This window comes from Paraburkholderia atlantica, from assembly GCF_009362785.1.
GTDB classification, from domain to species: Bacteria; Pseudomonadota; Gammaproteobacteria; order Burkholderiales; family Burkholderiaceae; genus Paraburkholderia; species Paraburkholderia atlantica.
The window spans coordinates 96,029-110,846 of sequence record NZ_WHNQ01000009.1 but is presented as its reverse complement, the minus strand read 5'-3'; the positions used below and the strand labels follow the sequence as shown (position 1 = coordinate 110,846).

Here is a 14,818-nt window from a genome sequence, read left to right as displayed (position 1 = left end):
GGCCGGTCAAGCCGGCAATCAGTGCGTCTTCAGGGCGGGGTGCAATTCCCCACCGGCGGTAGGCCGGCAGCGCGATAGCTTGAGCCGGCAAGCCCGCGAGCGCCCGCATCGAGTGGTCTTCGCAGTAGTGGAGACAGCGGCGGGGTCAGCAGATCTGGTCAGAAGCCAGAGCCGACGGTCATAGTCCGGATGGAAGAAGATGTGCAGATAGTCATGTGCGTTCCGCGACGCCGCCCGTAGCGTGGGCGGCCGATCAGCGTCCGCTTCGTGCGGTGCTCGGCGGCAGCGTGTCAGTCTGTTTGCAATGCCCTGAAACGTTTCTCGCCCAACTTTTGCGATGAGCGTTTCAACATGTCCTTTGCTACTTTTCCCGCTCCGTCGACGATCGCCGATGATGCCTTCGCCGATCTCCCTCTGCTTGCCACCGAAGCCGTTCCGCCGCGTATCGCCGCCGCCTTGCAGGCGCTGCGCGACGGTCGCGCCGTGGTGCTTCAGGATGACCACGACCGCGAGAACGAAGCCGATCTGATCGTCGCGGCTGAGCGCCTGTCGGTCGAAACGATGGCGTTGCTGATCCGCGAATGCAGCGGCATTGTGTGTCTGTGCCTGCCCGACGACAAGATCCGCGCGCTCGAACTGCCGCCGATGGCCGTCAACAACGAAAGCCGTCACGGCACCGCGTTCACGGTGTCGATCGAAGCGCGTGAAGGCGTCAGCACCGGCGTGTCGGCACAGGATCGCGTGACCACGATCCGCGCGGCGATCGCCGATTCGGCCAAGCCCGCCGACATCGTGCGCCCTGGCCACGTGTTCCCGCTGCGCGCGATGCCGGGCGGCGTGCTGGCGCGCCGCGGCCATACCGAAGGCACGGTCGATCTCGCGATCCTCGCGGGGCTGAAGCCGGCCGGCGTGCTGTGCGAACTGATGAACGCCGATGGCACGATGACGCGCGGCGCGGACGTCGAGCGCTTTGCCGCGCAACACGACCTGCCGATGCTGACGATCGCCGAGCTGGTCGAGTTTCGCGAGACGCTCGCGCAGGTGCGCGAGGGTGCGATGGCTGAGGCTTGACGGAGCATCCATCGAGCGGCGCGCGACGCCATTAAGCGAAAAGCCGGTTCTTCGCTAGAAGAACCGGCTTTTTTATCGGCGTTGGGCAAAACCGCTACGACTGCACGTCGCGGAACTCGCCGCGCACGCCCGCGTCGATCAGCGCGGGCAGTTCATCCATGTGCTTGATGATCCGCGTGATGCCCATCGCGCGCAGCGCATCCGCATAGCCGTCCGGAATATGGCTCGCGCCGACGAAAGCGATCGTCTTCATGCCGGCCGCGCGCGCCGCGTTCAAACCCGAGACGCTGTCTTCGACGACGAGGCAGCGCGCCGGCTCGACGCCGAGCGACGTGGCCGCGAATAGATAAACATCGGGATAGGGCTTCGGCCGCGCGACCTGCTCGGCACTGAACACGCGCTCGCCGAAAATCTGCTGCAGACCGGCACGCCGTACCGATGCGCTGACGCGCGTCATACGGCTGTTCGACACGACCGCGGCAGGCAGTGTCACGCGTTGCAGCGCATCGCGCACGCCGTGGATCGGACCGAGGGACGCGGCGAGCGCGAGCTCGACGTTGTGCTCGATCGTATCGAGGAAGTTCGCGGGCAGCGTGATGTCGAACTGCTTTTCGAGGCCGGCGAGAAAGCGCGAGGTTTGCTGGCCGAACGCGGTTTTGACGACGGGGGCGAAATCGATGCCGGGGAAGGTGGCCGTCAGCGTGTCGAACATTACGCGATCGGCGATGACTTCACTGTCGACGAGCACGCCGTCGCAGTCACAGATGAGGTGGTCGATCATGCCTGAAGAACGATAAGCGCAAGACGCGCGGGCGGCGGGCTGCGGGCCCGCTCGCCGGGATGAAAAGCGTCATCATACGTGCTTTCGAACCACGTCCTTTCGATGCTGTGCGCGCCCGCGGCCTTACGGTGTATCGGCCCAGGCCTTCGCCGCGCGGATCGCGCGCTGCCAGCCATCGAGGCAGGTCCTGACCTCCGCGTGCGGCAGCGCCGGCGTGAAGCGATGCTCGAGCTTCCACTGGCTTTTCAACTCGTCGATATCCTTCCAGTAGCCGACCGCGAGACCGGCCAGATAGGCGGCGCCGAGCGCGGTCGTCTCCGACACCTGGGGGCGCACCGTGTCGACGCCGAGGATGTCGGCCTGGAACTGCATCAGCAGATTGTTCGCGCAGGCGCCGCCATCCACGCGCAGCTCGCCGATGCGAATGCCCGAGTCGGCTTCCATCGCCTTCAGCACGTCGAGCGATTGATACGCGATCGAATCGAGCGCCGCACGCGCGATATGCGCGGAGGTCGTGCCGCGCGTGACGCCGAACAGCGTGCCGCGCGCGCGTGCGTTCCAGTGCGGCGCGCCGAGGCCGGCAAACGCGGGCACCAGATACACGCCGTCGCAATGCGGCACGCTGCGCGCGAGCGTTTCGATTTCGGCCGCGTTCCTGATGATGCCGAGGCCGTCGCGCAGCCACTGCACCACCGCGCCGGCGATGAAGATGCTGCCTTCGAGCGCGTAGTCGATACGATCGCCGATTTGCCAGGCGATCGTCGTGACGAGATTGTTCTTCGATTCGATCGGTTTGGCGCCCGTGTTCATCACGAGGAAGCAGCCGGTGCCGTAGGTGTTCTTGACCATGCCGGACTCGGTGCACATCTGGCCGAACAACGCGGCGTGCTGATCGCCGGCGATGCCCGCGAGCGGAATCTTCGATGCGAACACGGTGGTCACAGTCGGTCCATACACCTCCGATGACGGCCGCACTTCCGGCAACATGTTGCGCGGAATGTCGAGTGCGGCGAGCAGTTCGTCGTCCCATTGCAGCGTGTGGATGTTGAACAGCATCGTGCGCGACGCGTTGGTCACGTCGGTGACGTGCAGCGCGCCTTTCGTGAAATTCCACATGAGCCAGCTGTCGACGGTGCCGAACGCGAGCCGGCCTTGACGCGCTTTTTCGCGCGCGCCTTCGACGTTGTCGAGAATCCAGCGGATCTTGGTCGCCGAGAAGTACGAGTCGATCGGCAGACCGGTCTTCGCGCGCACGCTCGCTTCGAGACCTTGCGCCTTTAGTTCGTCGCAGAAGTCGGCGGTGCGGCGGTCTTGCCAGACGATCGCGTTGTAGATCGGGTGGCCGGTTTCGCGATCCCACACGATCGTGGTTTCGCGCTGGTTCGTGATGCCGATCGCGGCGATCGACGTGCCGTTCATGACGGCTCGCGTGACCGCCTCGGCGGCGACCCCAGCCTGCGTCGACCAGATTTCCTGCGGATCGTGTTCGACCCAGCCCGGGTGCGGGTAGATCTGCTGGAATTCCTTTTGCGCGGTCGACACGACGTTGCCGCGGCGGTCGAACAGCATCGCGCGTGAGCTGGTGGTGCCTTGGTCAAGCGCGAGGACGTACTGATCCTGCATTGTCTCTTCTCCATGCATGGTACGGATCGCCGGATTGCCTGGCCGGCGATGCGGGCGGCGTGTTGTTGTGAGCGGGCCGCCATAGTGTGAGGGCGTGTGCCGGCGTCGTCCAGCCGAAGCTGCGGTGGCGGCCTGCTCCGCTCGCGGGTGTGGTCTACCGTGTCCCCTATGCGCTCTGCCGGGCCGGTTCATGCGCAAACCACGCGTCGATGTCGCGCGTGACCTGCTCGAGGGTGCCCGGCTCGACATGCAGGCCGAGCTTCGAGCGCCGCCACAGCACGTCCTGCGCGGTGCGCGCCCATTCGGTATCGCGCAGATAAACCAGCTCGGCTTCGTGCAGACCCGGCGCGAACTCGCGACCGAGCTCGGCGCGTGAGCGCGCGGCACCGATCACGCGATTCGCACGGGTGCCATACGCGCGCGCAAGCCGATGCGCGAGCGATGCCGGCAGCCACGCATGTTCGCGCGAGAACTCTCCGAGGAAGCGATTGAAGTTCGCCTGTGCGATGTCGCCGCCCGGCAGCGGCGCGTCGGCGGTCCACGCTGGCGCGCCGTGGCGCAGCGCGTCGGTGAGCGTATCGACGGCCTGCTCGGCGAGCTTGCGAAAAGTCGTGATCTTGCCGCCGAATACCGACAGCAGCGGCGCCTCGTTCGCGGGCGCGTCGAGTTCGAGCGAGTAGTCGCGCGTGACCGCCGACGGATTGTCCGCGTTCTCGTCCTCCAGCAACGGGCGTACGCCCGAATAGCTCCAGCGCACGTCGGCGGGCGAGATCTTCCGCCTGAAGTAGCGGTTGATCGAATCGCACAGGTACTGCGTTTCGTTGGCGTCGATCGCGACTCGGGACGGGTCGCCGCGATATTCGAGGTCGGTCGTGCCGATCAGCGTGTAGTCGTGCTCATAGGGAATCGCGAAGATGATCCGCTTGTCCGGGTTCTGGAAGATGTACGCGTGGTCGTGTTCGAACAGGCGCCGCGTGACGATGTGGCTGCCCTTGACGAGCCGCACGCTATGCGACGACGGCCGGCCGAGCGGCCCCTTCAGCAGCTCGCCGACCCACGGGCCCGCCGCGTTCGCGATCGCGGCGGCGCGCACGTCGAGCGTGGTGCCGTCCGCGCGTTGCAGTTGCGCGCGCCACTCGCCGCCGGCGCGCACAGCGGCGATCAGCTTCGTGCGCGTGAGGATCGTGGCGCCGCGCTCGTGCGCGTCGAGCGCGTTCAGCACGACGAGGCGGGCGTCGTTGACCCAGCCGTCCGAATAAACGAAACCGCGCTTGATCGTTTCGACGAGCGGCGCGCCGGCCGGATGCCGGCTCATCACGACGCCGCGCGAGCCCGGCAGCAGTTCGCGTTTGGCCAGATGGTCGTACAGGAAAAGACCCGCGCGGATCAGCCAGGCGGGGCGCAGCTCGGGCATGTGCGGCATCACGAAGCGCAGCGGCCAGATGATGTGCGGCGCCGCGCGCAGCAACGTTTCGCGCTCCTGCAGCGCCTTGCGCACGAGCCCGAACTCGCGGTACTCGAGGTAGCGCAGCCCGCCGTGGATCAGCTTGGTGCTCGCCGACGACGTGTGCGCGGCCAGATCATCCTGTTCGCACAGCAGCACCGACAGACCACGGCCGGCCGCGTCGCGGGCGATGCCGGCGCCGTTGATCCCGCCACCGACGACGAGCAGATCGTATTTCGTGCCTTGCGTCACCTGCGAGCCCTCTGCATCGAATCCGGAACTGGGTTGGAAAGCCAATTGAACGAATTATGTTCGTTTTCGAACTTTAATGAACATATCCGAAAAAGTAAAGTTCGCTTGATTTGAACGAACGTGGACCGAATGGCGACGCAGTGGCGTAACGCGCGACCGCGGACGATACTCTTGGCAGCAGCCATTTCGAGGTGATGAATGCGAGGATTTTTGATGATCGGCGCTGCCGCGCTTCTGGCAGGATGCGTGAGCACGCCGAGTCTGGAAGGAACGAGGGGCGCGACGTCGTTCGAGGCGTTGCAGAAGATGTGTTCGCCGCAAACCGTCGATTACGGCCACGACGCGCAGATCGTCTACGAGACGTTCTTCGATGCCTATGTGGCGAACCGGCGCGGCCGGCTGTCGAACGACGAGTTCTGCGCGTTCCAGGCGTCGATCGCGCAGCGCCATGCGAGCGAGGGGACGAGCAGCGATCCGAAGGTGCGCAACCAGTGGGTCGAGTTCTTCAACGAGCAGCGCGCAAGGGCGATCAGCTGGCGGGCGACGGTCGATTCGACTTTGCGTAGCGGCTAAGTGCCAGCGGGTTGACTGGCGCGCCCGACTTTCGCGCTGCCTCCGCGCGGCCCACCGGTTCACTTCTGCGGCGCCAACGCTCCCCGCCACAGCATGCGCAGAATCTGCGCGAACACCGCTTCGCGCGACGGCTGATGTGCATCGTCGCCGGCGGACTCGGCCTGTTGCGCCGCCGGCGGCGGCAACTGGTTCGCGAGCGCGAGCATCGTGAAACCGTGCAGGCTCGTCCAGTACGCGTAGCCGATCAGGCGTGGATCGCCTTCGAGAACACCCGCCTCGACGAGCCGCTCGAAGTGCGCTTCCAGCAGACGCCACGCGCGTTGCGACGCTGCGGCCAGTTCAGGGTAAGCGCCTTGCTGTTGCGGCGTCTGATCGAACATCAAACGGTAGGCGTGCGGCTCATCGAGCGCGAAGTCGACGTAGGCCCGGCTGACGGCGCTGTGATCGATGGCGGGGGCGGTCGCGGGGATGGCTTTCGCGGCCGCTTCGAGGCGCGCGGCGAAGCGGTTGAACGCGGCGGCGCGGACCATCGCCAGAATTTCTTCCTTGTCACGGAAATAGCGATATGGAGTCATCGCGCTGCAGCCCAGCTCCTTCGCCAGCTCGCGCATCGTCACGCCTTGTGCTCCGCGGGTCGCGAACGCGTTTTCCGCGACGCGTCGCATGGCTTCGCGAAACTGCTGGATGTCGTCGGCGGAGAGCGTCTTGGGCATGCGCGAGGGTGGGAAGTCCGTCGCGCGAATTTACTGTGTAAATGAGCTGCGCACAACAAAGGGCCGCGAAGGCGGCCCGCTGTCAACTGCGGGGATAACTCAGGAATAACGTTTTATGGCCCGCAGTGCGGTGTCGCCGGTTTCCGTCACGCGCCATTCTTCGTTGCCCGATGCGAGGCGTTCGAGTTGCACCAGTTGGCGTTCGAGCAACGCGTCGAGTTCTTCTCGGTCCATTTCGACCTGGTTGGGGGCGTCCTTGACGAGCAACAACGTGGCGAATTCATGCGGACTCAGCATCGTTCTCTCCATGTCAGCAAATTGCGGACAGCCTTGGTGTCGACCGGTAGGTCGGGGCGGGGTCCGCTAAGGATCAGGGCGGGAGGTACGGCTTACACGACAGATTCACACAACCGACGCCGTGCGAGACTCGCAACGTACGCTGGGGAACTGGAGTGTAGGCGAGCACCGATGAAACGCCAACCTGGTCCCCGTAAATTTTCCATTTGACAATTGGCCGAACGATAGGCGGTCCGGCCGTGCAGCCAGATTCTTGATTTCACGCGAGGTTTTGCGTGCACCGCAACATGGCGGAGAACGCCTGGAATTATCCGGCAATATAGATTTGACAATTCGCGGCGTTCAGCGCCTCGGCCATGTCGGCGGGCGGTGCGGCGTCGGTGAACAGCGCGTCGATCTGCTCCAGATGTCCCTGACGAACTAGCGCGGGCCGGCCGAACTTGGAGTGATCGGCGGCGAGGAAAACGGTGCGTGCATGCTCGATGATCGCCTCGGCGACACGCACTTCGCGCGTGTCGAAATCGCGCAGCGTACCGTCCGTTTCGATGCTCGACGTGCCGATGATCGCGAAGTCGACCTTGAACTGGCGGATGAAATCGATCGCCAGTTCACCGACGATACCCTTGTCCCACGGGCGCACGATGCCCCCCGTCACCAGCACCTCACAATCCGGGTAGCCGCTCATCATGCTCGCGACGTTCAGATTGTTCGTGATCACGCGCAAGCCGCGGTGACGGTTCAGCGCGCGTGCGACTTCCTCGGTGGTCGTGCCGAGGTTGATGAACAGCGATGCCTGATCCGGAATGTGAGTGGCCACCAGCGCCGCGATGCGTCGCTTCTCGTCATGAAACATGCGCTGGCGCGCGGTGTAGGAGACGTTCTCGGAACTGGTCGGCAGACTGGCGCCGCCGTGATAGCGGCGCAGCAGGTTCATATCGGCGAGCCAGTTGACGTCGCGGCGGATCGTCTGCGGGGTGACGTCGAAGTGGCTCGCGAGGTCGTCCACGGTCACGAAGCCGTCGCGTTGCACCCACTCCAGCAATTCCTGTTGCCGGGCGTTGAGAGTCAGGCGGGGGTCTCGTGTCATGTGTGTTGTGTCGTGGCTGTGATGTCGGCGCAGTCCGTCGACGTCAGCGAGCGGCTGGCCGGAAGCCCGCCGTGGACGAACGCGGTTGCGGCTATTGTAAGACCATCGCGCCTCTTGTCCGCCAACTGGCGCAGTCCGCTGGAACTCGCCCGACCACGCCGGATCTGCTCGAACCCCCATTCAGGCGCATTACGCATTTATTCATTTAATAAATGAATTTGTTTTTTGGCGCGCTTCGCGATGCAATCCTGGGTTTCGCGATTTACCTGCTTTACAACCTTTCCCCTGATGTCCGGCGACTTTTTGTGCCGGCCTGCGCTTTCGAGAGTGTTCGACATGACTGGCTTCAGCAACTGGCAAAACCCTTATCCGACGCAACGTCTGCCCGTATTCGCACGCAATATCGTTTCGACCTCGCACCCGCTCGCCGCGCAGGCCGGGCTGCGCATGCTGTGGAAGGGCGGCAATGCCGTCGACGCGGCCATCGCGGCCGCCGCCGCGATCACGGTGGTCGAGCCGGTGTCGTGCGGCCTGGGCGGCGACGCGTTCGCGCTCGTGTGGGACGGCAAGAAGCTGCATGGTCTGAACGCGTCGGGCGTGGCGCCGGCCGCGTGGAACGTCGACTACTTCAAGCGCAAATACGGCGAGGAAAACGGCCTCTCGATGCAGCCGAAGCGCGGCTGGGATGCGGTCACCGTGCCGGGCGTGATCGCCGGCTGGGAAGCGCTGCACCAGAAGTTCGGCAAGCTGCCGTTCGCCGACCTGATGGAGCCGGCCATCGAGATCGCCGAGCGCGGTCACGCGGTGGCGAGCATCGTCGCGTACAAGTGGGCGGCCGCGGTGCCGGAGTTGAAGGATCAGCCGGGCTTTGCGCAGACCTTCATGCCGCGCGGCCGCGCGCCTGAGGTCAGCGAGCTGGTCCGCTTCCCCGGTCACGCCAAGACGCTGCGCCTGCTCGCAGAACAAGGTCCGCGCTCGTACTACGAAGGCGAGATCGCCGAGCGGATCGCCGCGTTCGCGCGCGCAGGCGGCGGCGCGCTGACCGCCGACGATCTGCGCAACTACCGTGCGGACTGGGTCGAGCCGATCGGCAAGGACTATCGCGGCTACACGGTGCATGAGATTCCGCCGAACGGCCAGGGCATCGCGGCGCTGGTTGCGCTCGGCATCCTCGAAAAGTTCGACGTGAAGTCGCTGAAGGTCGACAGCGTCGAGTCGCAGCATCTGCAGATCGAAGCGATGAAGCTCGCGTTCGCCGATCTGTATCGCTACGTCGCCGATCCGCGGTCGATGGAAGTCACGCCGGAGCAGATGCTCGACGACGCGTACCTGAGCTCGCGCGCGAAGCTGATCGACCCGAAGCGCGCAACGCACTTCGACTTCGGCATGCCGAAGGCGGGCGGCACGATCTACATGTCGGCCGCGGACGAGAGCGGCATGATGGTCAGCTTCATCCAGTCGAACTACATGGGCTTCGGCTCGGGTGTGGTGGTGCCGGACACCGGCATCGCCTTGCAGAACCGCGGCTGCGGCTTCTCGATGGACCCGAAGTCGCCGAACGTCGTCGAGGGCGGCAAGCGGCCGTTCCACACGATCATCCCGGCGTTCCTCACGCAGCAGGTGAACGGCCAGCAGGAAGCGGTGATGAGCTTCGGCGTGATGGGCGGCGACATGCAGCCGCAAGGCCATCTGCAGACCGTGGTGCGCATGCTCGACTACGGTCAGCAGCCGCAGGCCGCGTGCGATGCGCCGCGCTGGAAGGTCAACCGCGACTTCACGGTCGATATCGAGTCGACGCTCGATCCGAAGACCACCGAGGGCCTGCAGAAGCTCGGCCACACGATCAAGTCGGTCGACGATCCGTACATGGACTTCGGTTCCGGCCAGTTCATCTGGAAGCTCGATCGCAACGAGCCGGAACGCGGCTACGTGGCGGCCAGCGACAGCCGCCGCGACGGTCTCGCCGCCGGCTTCTAGCGCACGACGAGGCAACGCCCGGACTGAGGTCCACGCCGGAACTCAGCTCCGGCACCCAGGCAACGGGCAACGAACGCGCGGCATTCCGGATGCCGCGCTATTGCGCGCCCACCAGCCGCCTCGCCGATGCAGGCGAAGCCGCGCCCAAGACAGCTATCACGCAGCAGACAAGCAGGAGACCATCATGAACACGCCCGCGTCGCATTCGACGACCGCTTTCCCTCACGCCGCGCCGCTTTCGAAAGCGATGGTGCGGCGGATCGTTTTCTCGTCGTCGATTGGCAACGCGCTCGAGTGGTTCGACTTCCTGGTTTATGGCTACTTTGCGACGATCATCGCGAAACAGTTCTTCCCGATGCAGGACGAGTGGCTGTCGACGCTGCTCGCGATCGCCACCTTCGGCATCTCGTTCCTGATGCGCCCGCTCGGCGCGATCGTGCTCGGCGTGTACGGCGACCGCAAGGGCCGCAAGGCGGCGCTCACGCTCGCGATCGCGCTGATGATGGTCGGTACTTTCACGATGGCCGTGATGCCGCCGTTTTCGACGATCGGTCTCGCGGCGCCGCTGCTGGTGCTGTTCGCGCGGCTCGTGCAGGGCTTCGCGGTCGGCGGCGAGTTCGGCAGCGCGACCGCGTTCATGGTCGAACACAGCGCGACGCGGCGCGGCTACTACGCGAGCTGGCAGTTCGCGAGCCAGGGCCTCGCGGCGATCACCGCGGCGGCCTTCGGTTCACTGCTGACCGCATGGCTGCCGGCCGAGCACCTGAACAGCTGGGGCTGGCGTGTGCCGTTCGTGTTCGGTCTGCTGGTCGGGCCGGTCGGCTACTACATCCGCTCGCATCTCGACGAGACGCCCGAATTCCTCGCACTGCGTGAAGCACGCGAGGCTGGCGAGGCCGCCGGCGAGCGCAAGGTCGTGAACGGATCGAAGGACGCGTCGTTCGCGAATCAGTGGGTCAACCTGCTGCTCGCGATCGGCATCGTTGCGCAGTCGACGGTCGGCGTGTACGTGCTGCAGCTCTATATGCCGCTCTACGCGGTCAAGCAGCTGCATATGGCGGCGGCCGCGTCGTTCGGCGTGGTCGTGCTGAACGGCGGCATGCAGTTCATCTTCTCGCCGATCATGGGCGCGCTGTCCGATCGCATCGGACGAATTCGCATCATGCTGAGCACGTCGATCCTGATGGGCCTGCTGATCTATCCGATGTTCGCATGGTTGCAGACCCATCCGACGATTGGCTGGCTGCTCGTGCTGCAAGGCGTCGCCGGGATTTTCAAGGCCTCGTACTCGGGGCCGATGCCGGCGCTGATGTCGGAAATCTTCCCGACCCAGGTGCGCTCGACTGGCCTTTCAATCGGCTACAGCATCGGCGTGACGATCTTCGGCGGCTTCGCGCCGACCATCGTCGAAACCTTCATTCATTTGACCGGCGACAAGCTCGCGCCGAGTTATTACGTGCTGCTTGCGGCGGTGCTGTCGGGCGTATCCCTGATCCTCGTGGCGCTGCGCATGCGTCGCGTGCGTCCGCTGTCGGGCGAGATACAACCTGCCTGACGAGGAGGGGCCGCCCGGGCGCTTCGCTCCACCCGTGTCCCCAAGCCCGCCGGACCTGGTGTCTGTCCGAAAAGCCAGCCTTTTGGGCTGGCTTTTTTTTTGCCTTGCGCACATCGTTTTAATACGCTGCAAGATTTCGACTATCTTGAAATCGGAACTGCGTCGTTGCGGCATGGTCTGTGCTGTGTGAACTGCATGGTCGGATATCTCCGGCTAACATGCAGAGTACAAGGGCCTAACTCTAATTCACGGCGTTGTATCCGGCACGGAGAACATCACGGCGAGCGCGGGGGCGGTTGCGAAGAACTCCACGGGTCGGTACAGCATGGGAGCAAGACACAATGCACACGGAGCTGAACCATGTCATGCCCTGGCGGATCGAGGACATCGATCTGACGCGCATCGACCGGCAGAAGGCCGCGGCCAACGAAGACCTGCTGCTGTTGCTATGCGCTGCTTCGTTCATCGAAAGCGGCACTGATCTCTACACCAGTAATCTGAGTACTTTTTTCAACGACGACCCCGAGGTCTCGGCCTGGCTCAACCACGAGTGGGAGCCCGAGGAAATGCAGCACGGCCGGGCGCTGCAAACCTATATCGCGTATGTATGGCCCGAGTTCGACTGGCATACCGCGTTCCGCAATTTCATGGGCGAGTATTCGCTGACGTGCTCGGTCGAGGACTTCGAAAAGACCCGCGCGCTCGAGATGGTCGCGCGTTGCGTAGTCGAAACAGGTACCGCGACGCTGTATCGAGCGATCAACGAATGCTCGGACGAAGCGGTGCTCAAGCAGATCACCGACAACATCCGCACCGATGAAGTCCGTCACTACAAGCACTTTTTCAAGTACTTCAAGAAGTACAACCGGATCGAGGGCAACGGCCGGCTCGCGGTGCTCGGCGCGTTGATGCGTCGCGTGATGGAAATCAAGAACGAAGATTCGGAGATCGCATTGCGGCACGTGTTCGCGATTCGCTATCCGGAGCGGGTACACGACTGTGCGTACAACCGCGAGCGCGCGGCGCGCATCAATAAGCTGGTGCGGCGCAATCTGTCCGCCGACATGTGCGTGAAGATGCTGCTCAAGCCGCTCGATCTGCCGGCGCGCATTCAGCCGGGTGTGCATTACCCGCTCGCGAAGATCACGCAGCACGTGTTCTTTCGCTGAGCCTTCGAAGAGAATCAAAAAGCAAAGCCCGCTGATGCGGGCTTTGCTTCTTTCAAGGCATGATTGAGCTTTACCGACTACTTCGACTGGATCGATGGCATGAGCGATTCCTCCTCCTCATCGACGTCCGCGCGTCCGCTCGAACAGAGCGCGTTCGATGAATGGCCGGCCAACGTGCGCGCTTTGTTCGACGGTTCGTCGCTTGCGGACAAGCTGGGCTTCACCGCGTCGCTGCTGAGCGTCGATGTGAACGGCCACGTTCGCACGTCGCTGCTGAGCGTCGGCGAACTCTATGCACCCGATTCGCGCACGCTGTGCATCGCGCTATGGCCGCAGGCGCGCGCGACGCGCGCGATCGCGCAAAGCGGGCGCGCGGCGTTGAGTTTCGTCTGCGATGCGGCGTTCTATCAGGCGCAATTGCGTATCGTGCCGCTGCCCGGCGTCGAGGGCGACGACAGCGGCCTCGTCTATCTGCTCGGCTCGATCGACACAGCGGAAGCGCAAAGCGTCCGTTATGCGCGCCTGACGAGCGGCATCACGTTCGAATTGCAAGGAGAGGGGAGTGCGGTGCTCGAGCGATGGGAACAGCAGGTCGAGCATTTGAAGCGGGCTGCCGCCGCGAGCAGCCGTTAGTCTTCTAGCAGGGAAGCGCTAACGGCTGCTATGCCGGCAACCTTTAGGCAGAGCGACGCTTAACGGCCGCGGTCGCCGTTGCGCGACGGCTGCGCGCCACGCGGCGCATCGTTGCGCTTTACGCCGCCGCCGAGCAACGCGCCCGGATTGCCGTTGGCCGAACGATTGCCTTGCGGCTTGCGCGGCGCATGGTGGGCGGGAGCGCCATCCTGCGCGGCGGCGCGCGGCCGATCGTCGTGCCGCTGCGTCTCACGACGCGGCTGACCGCCATTGCCGGCCGGCTTCGCACCTTGCGTCCGGGGCGCGGGCGGAGCGTTCGAAGCACGCTGGCCCGAACGCTGACCGGAGCCTTGAGCCGGCTTGGCCGATGCGCCGCCACCAGCACCGCCGTCACGACGTCCTGCGCCTTGTCCCTGGCGCGGTGAACGCCCGCCGCCGCCCTGGCCGCGTCGCTGGATCGGCTCCGGCTTCGCGGTGGGGTCCGGCTCGAAACCGGCGATCACTTCCTGCGGCACCGGACGCTTGATCAGCTTCTCGATGTCCTTCAGCAACTGCAGTTCATCGACGCACACGAGCGATACCGCCTCGCCCGTCGCGCCCGCGCGACCCGTGCGGCCGATGCGGTGCACGTAGTCTTCCGGCACGTTCGGCAGATCGAAGTTGACCACGTGCGGCAATTGATCGATATCGATGCCGCGTGCCGCGATGTCGGTCGCGACCAGCACCTGCAGCGTGCCGTCCTTGAACTCGGCGAGCGCGCGCGTGCGGGCCGATTGGCTCTTGTTGCCGTGGATCGCGAGCGCGCTGATGCCGTCCTTCGTCAGCTGCTCGGCAAGGCGGTTCGCGCCGTGCTTGGTGCGCGTGAACACGAGCACCTGGAACCAGCTGTGCTGCCGGATCAGATGCGTGAGCAGCTCGCGCTTGCGGTCGCGATCGACCGGGTGAATCTTTTGCGCGACCGTTTCGGCCGTCGTGTTGCGACGCGCGACTTCGATCAATGCCGGCGAGTCGAGCAGGCTGTCGGCGAGCGCCTTGATCTCGTCGGAGAAGGTCGCCGAGAACAGCAGGTTCTGGCGCTTCGGCGGCAGCTTCGCGAGCACGCGCTTGATGTCGTGGATGAAGCCCATGTCGAGCATGCGGTCCGCTTCGTCCAGCACGAGGATCTCGAGATGCGACAGGTCGATGGTCTTCTGCTGCATATGGTCGAGCAGACGGCCCGGCGTCGCGACGACGATATCGACGCCGCGCTTCAACGCATCGATCTGCGGATTGATGCCGACGCCGCCGAACATCACGGTGGATTTCAGCTTCAGATACTTGCCGTACGCACGCACGCTTTCTTCGACCTGCGCGGCGAGTTCGCGCGTCGGCGTGAGGATCAGCGCGCGCACCACGCGCTTGCCGCCGGCGGCCGGGGCCATCGAATTCAGGCGTTGCAGGATCGGCAGCGTGAAGCCGGCAGTCTTGCCGGTGCCGGTTTGCGCACCGGCGAGCAGATCGCCGCCGTTGAGCACGGCCGGGATCGCCTGAGTCTGGATCGGAGTCGGGCTGGTGTAGCCGAGTTCGTTGACAGCGCGGACCAGCGGTTCGGACAAGCCGAGGGAATCAAAAGACATAAAAGCTCTTTGCAATGCAGTTTCGCG

Annotated in this window: 13 protein-coding genes and 1 riboswitch; of the genes, 6 read left to right on the top strand and 7 right to left on the bottom strand. The window is 64.7% G+C overall.

All coding sequences use genetic code 11. The features are described from left to right. Positions 1 to 21: 21 nt before the first annotated feature. Positions 22 to 205, top strand: a riboswitch (FMN riboswitch). Positions 206 to 351: 146 nt separating this feature from the next. Next, positions 352 to 1,071: a 3,4-dihydroxy-2-butanone-4-phosphate synthase gene (ribB, locus tag GCT19_RS15540; RefSeq protein WP_152852457.1), complete on the top strand. Its 720-nt coding sequence runs from the start codon at positions 352 to 354 to the stop codon at positions 1,069 to 1,071. 94 nt (positions 1,072 to 1,165) lie between these two features. Here the strand turns inward: ribB and GCT19_RS15535 are convergent, their stop codons facing one another. The 3 genes from GCT19_RS15535 to glpD all read right to left on the bottom strand — a co-directional run bounded on the left by GCT19_RS15535 (position 1,166) and on the right by glpD (position 5,171). After that, on the bottom strand, positions 1,166 to 1,852 hold the full coding sequence (locus GCT19_RS15535) for an HAD family hydrolase (protein ID WP_152852456.1): 687 nt from the start codon (positions 1,850 to 1,852) through the stop codon (positions 1,166 to 1,168). A gap of 123 nt (positions 1,853 to 1,975) precedes the next feature. Continuing rightward, entirely contained in the window at positions 1,976 to 3,475 is a 1,500-nt protein-coding gene (glpK, locus tag GCT19_RS15530) for a glycerol kinase GlpK (protein ID WP_152852455.1), read from the bottom strand. Positions 3,476 to 3,641: 166 nt separating this feature from the next. Further along, positions 3,642 to 5,171, bottom strand: a complete 1,530-nt coding sequence (gene glpD, locus GCT19_RS15525; RefSeq protein WP_184251365.1) for a glycerol-3-phosphate dehydrogenase — start codon at positions 5,169 to 5,171, stop codon at positions 3,642 to 3,644. Between the two features lie 213 nt (positions 5,172 to 5,384). On the opposite strand from glpD, the gene GCT19_RS15520 reads away from it, so the two are divergent. Next, positions 5,385 to 5,744 carry a hypothetical protein gene (locus GCT19_RS15520; RefSeq protein ID WP_018437722.1) on the top strand — a complete coding sequence of 120 codons (360 nt, stop codon included), beginning with the start codon at positions 5,385 to 5,387 and terminating at the stop codon, positions 5,742 to 5,744. Between the two features lie 59 nt (positions 5,745 to 5,803). On the opposite strand, the gene GCT19_RS15515 is transcribed toward GCT19_RS15520, so the two are convergent. The 3 genes from GCT19_RS15515 to GCT19_RS15505 all read right to left on the bottom strand — a co-directional run bounded on the left by GCT19_RS15515 (position 5,804) and on the right by GCT19_RS15505 (position 7,841). Continuing rightward, positions 5,804 to 6,457, bottom strand: a complete 654-nt coding sequence (locus GCT19_RS15515; protein WP_152852453.1) for a TetR/AcrR family transcriptional regulator — start codon at positions 6,455 to 6,457, stop codon at positions 5,804 to 5,806. A gap of 99 nt (positions 6,458 to 6,556) precedes the next feature. Further along, positions 6,557 to 6,754 (bottom strand): hypothetical protein, encoded by a 198-nt coding sequence (locus GCT19_RS15510; RefSeq protein ID WP_013090475.1) that lies wholly within the window; start codon positions 6,752 to 6,754, stop codon positions 6,557 to 6,559. Positions 6,755 to 7,061: 307 nt separating this feature from the next. Beyond that, a complete protein-coding gene (locus tag GCT19_RS15505; RefSeq protein WP_026229122.1) occupies positions 7,062 to 7,841 on the bottom strand; it encodes a DeoR/GlpR family DNA-binding transcription regulator in 780 nt (259 codons plus the stop codon). Positions 7,842 to 8,177: 336 nt separating this feature from the next. Between GCT19_RS15505 and ggt the strand changes: the two genes are divergently transcribed. The 4 genes from ggt to GCT19_RS15485 all read left to right on the top strand — a co-directional run bounded on the left by ggt (position 8,178) and on the right by GCT19_RS15485 (position 13,175). Continuing rightward, complete coding sequence (gene ggt, locus GCT19_RS15500; RefSeq protein ID WP_018437725.1) at positions 8,178 to 9,818, top strand: gamma-glutamyltransferase; 1,641 nt, start codon at positions 8,178 to 8,180, stop codon at positions 9,816 to 9,818. Positions 9,819 to 10,002: 184 nt separating this feature from the next. Further along, positions 10,003 to 11,373 (top strand): MFS transporter, encoded by a 1,371-nt coding sequence (locus tag GCT19_RS15495; protein ID WP_152852452.1) that lies wholly within the window; start codon positions 10,003 to 10,005, stop codon positions 11,371 to 11,373. A gap of 341 nt (positions 11,374 to 11,714) precedes the next feature. Then, positions 11,715 to 12,542, top strand: a complete 828-nt coding sequence (locus GCT19_RS15490; RefSeq protein ID WP_018437727.1) for a ferritin-like domain-containing protein — start codon at positions 11,715 to 11,717, stop codon at positions 12,540 to 12,542. A 99-nt stretch (positions 12,543 to 12,641) separates the two neighbouring features. Next, complete coding sequence (locus GCT19_RS15485; protein WP_026229124.1) at positions 12,642 to 13,175, top strand: hypothetical protein; 534 nt, start codon at positions 12,642 to 12,644, stop codon at positions 13,173 to 13,175. A gap of 59 nt (positions 13,176 to 13,234) precedes the next feature. Here the strand turns inward: GCT19_RS15485 and GCT19_RS15480 are convergent, their stop codons facing one another. Further along, on the bottom strand, positions 13,235 to 14,791 hold the full coding sequence (locus GCT19_RS15480) for a DEAD/DEAH box helicase (protein WP_018437729.1): 1,557 nt from the start codon (positions 14,789 to 14,791) through the stop codon (positions 13,235 to 13,237). Between the last annotated feature and the right edge of the window lie 27 nt (positions 14,792 to 14,818).

Bases quoted from the DNA above. Each gene is read 5' to 3' on its own strand.
- ribB (WP_152852457.1), top strand. From the start codon at position 352: ATGTCCTTTGCTACTTTTCCCGCTCCGTCGACGATCGCCGATGATGCC.
- GCT19_RS15535 (WP_152852456.1), bottom strand. From the start codon at position 1,852: ATGATCGACCACCTCATCTGTGACTGCGACGGCGTGCTCGTCGACAGT.
- glpK (WP_152852455.1), bottom strand. From the start codon at position 3,475: ATGCAGGATCAGTACGTCCTCGCGCTTGACCAAGGCACCACCAGCTCA.
- GCT19_RS15520 (WP_018437722.1), top strand. From the start codon at position 5,385: ATGATCGGCGCTGCCGCGCTTCTGGCAGGATGCGTGAGCACGCCGAGT.
- GCT19_RS15515 (WP_152852453.1), bottom strand. From the start codon at position 6,457: ATGCCCAAGACGCTCTCCGCCGACGACATCCAGCAGTTTCGCGAAGCC.
- GCT19_RS15510 (WP_013090475.1), bottom strand. From the start codon at position 6,754: ATGCTGAGTCCGCATGAATTCGCCACGTTGTTGCTCGTCAAGGACGCC.
- GCT19_RS15505 (WP_026229122.1), bottom strand. From the start codon at position 7,841: ATGACACGAGACCCCCGCCTGACTCTCAACGCCCGGCAACAGGAATTG.
- ggt (WP_018437725.1), top strand. From the start codon at position 8,178: ATGACTGGCTTCAGCAACTGGCAAAACCCTTATCCGACGCAACGTCTG.
- GCT19_RS15495 (WP_152852452.1), top strand. From the start codon at position 10,003: ATGAACACGCCCGCGTCGCATTCGACGACCGCTTTCCCTCACGCCGCG.
- GCT19_RS15490 (WP_018437727.1), top strand. From the start codon at position 11,715: ATGCACACGGAGCTGAACCATGTCATGCCCTGGCGGATCGAGGACATC.
- GCT19_RS15485 (WP_026229124.1), top strand. From the start codon at position 12,642: ATGAGCGATTCCTCCTCCTCATCGACGTCCGCGCGTCCGCTCGAACAG.
- GCT19_RS15480 (WP_018437729.1), bottom strand. From the start codon at position 14,791: ATGTCTTTTGATTCCCTCGGCTTGTCCGAACCGCTGGTCCGCGCTGTC.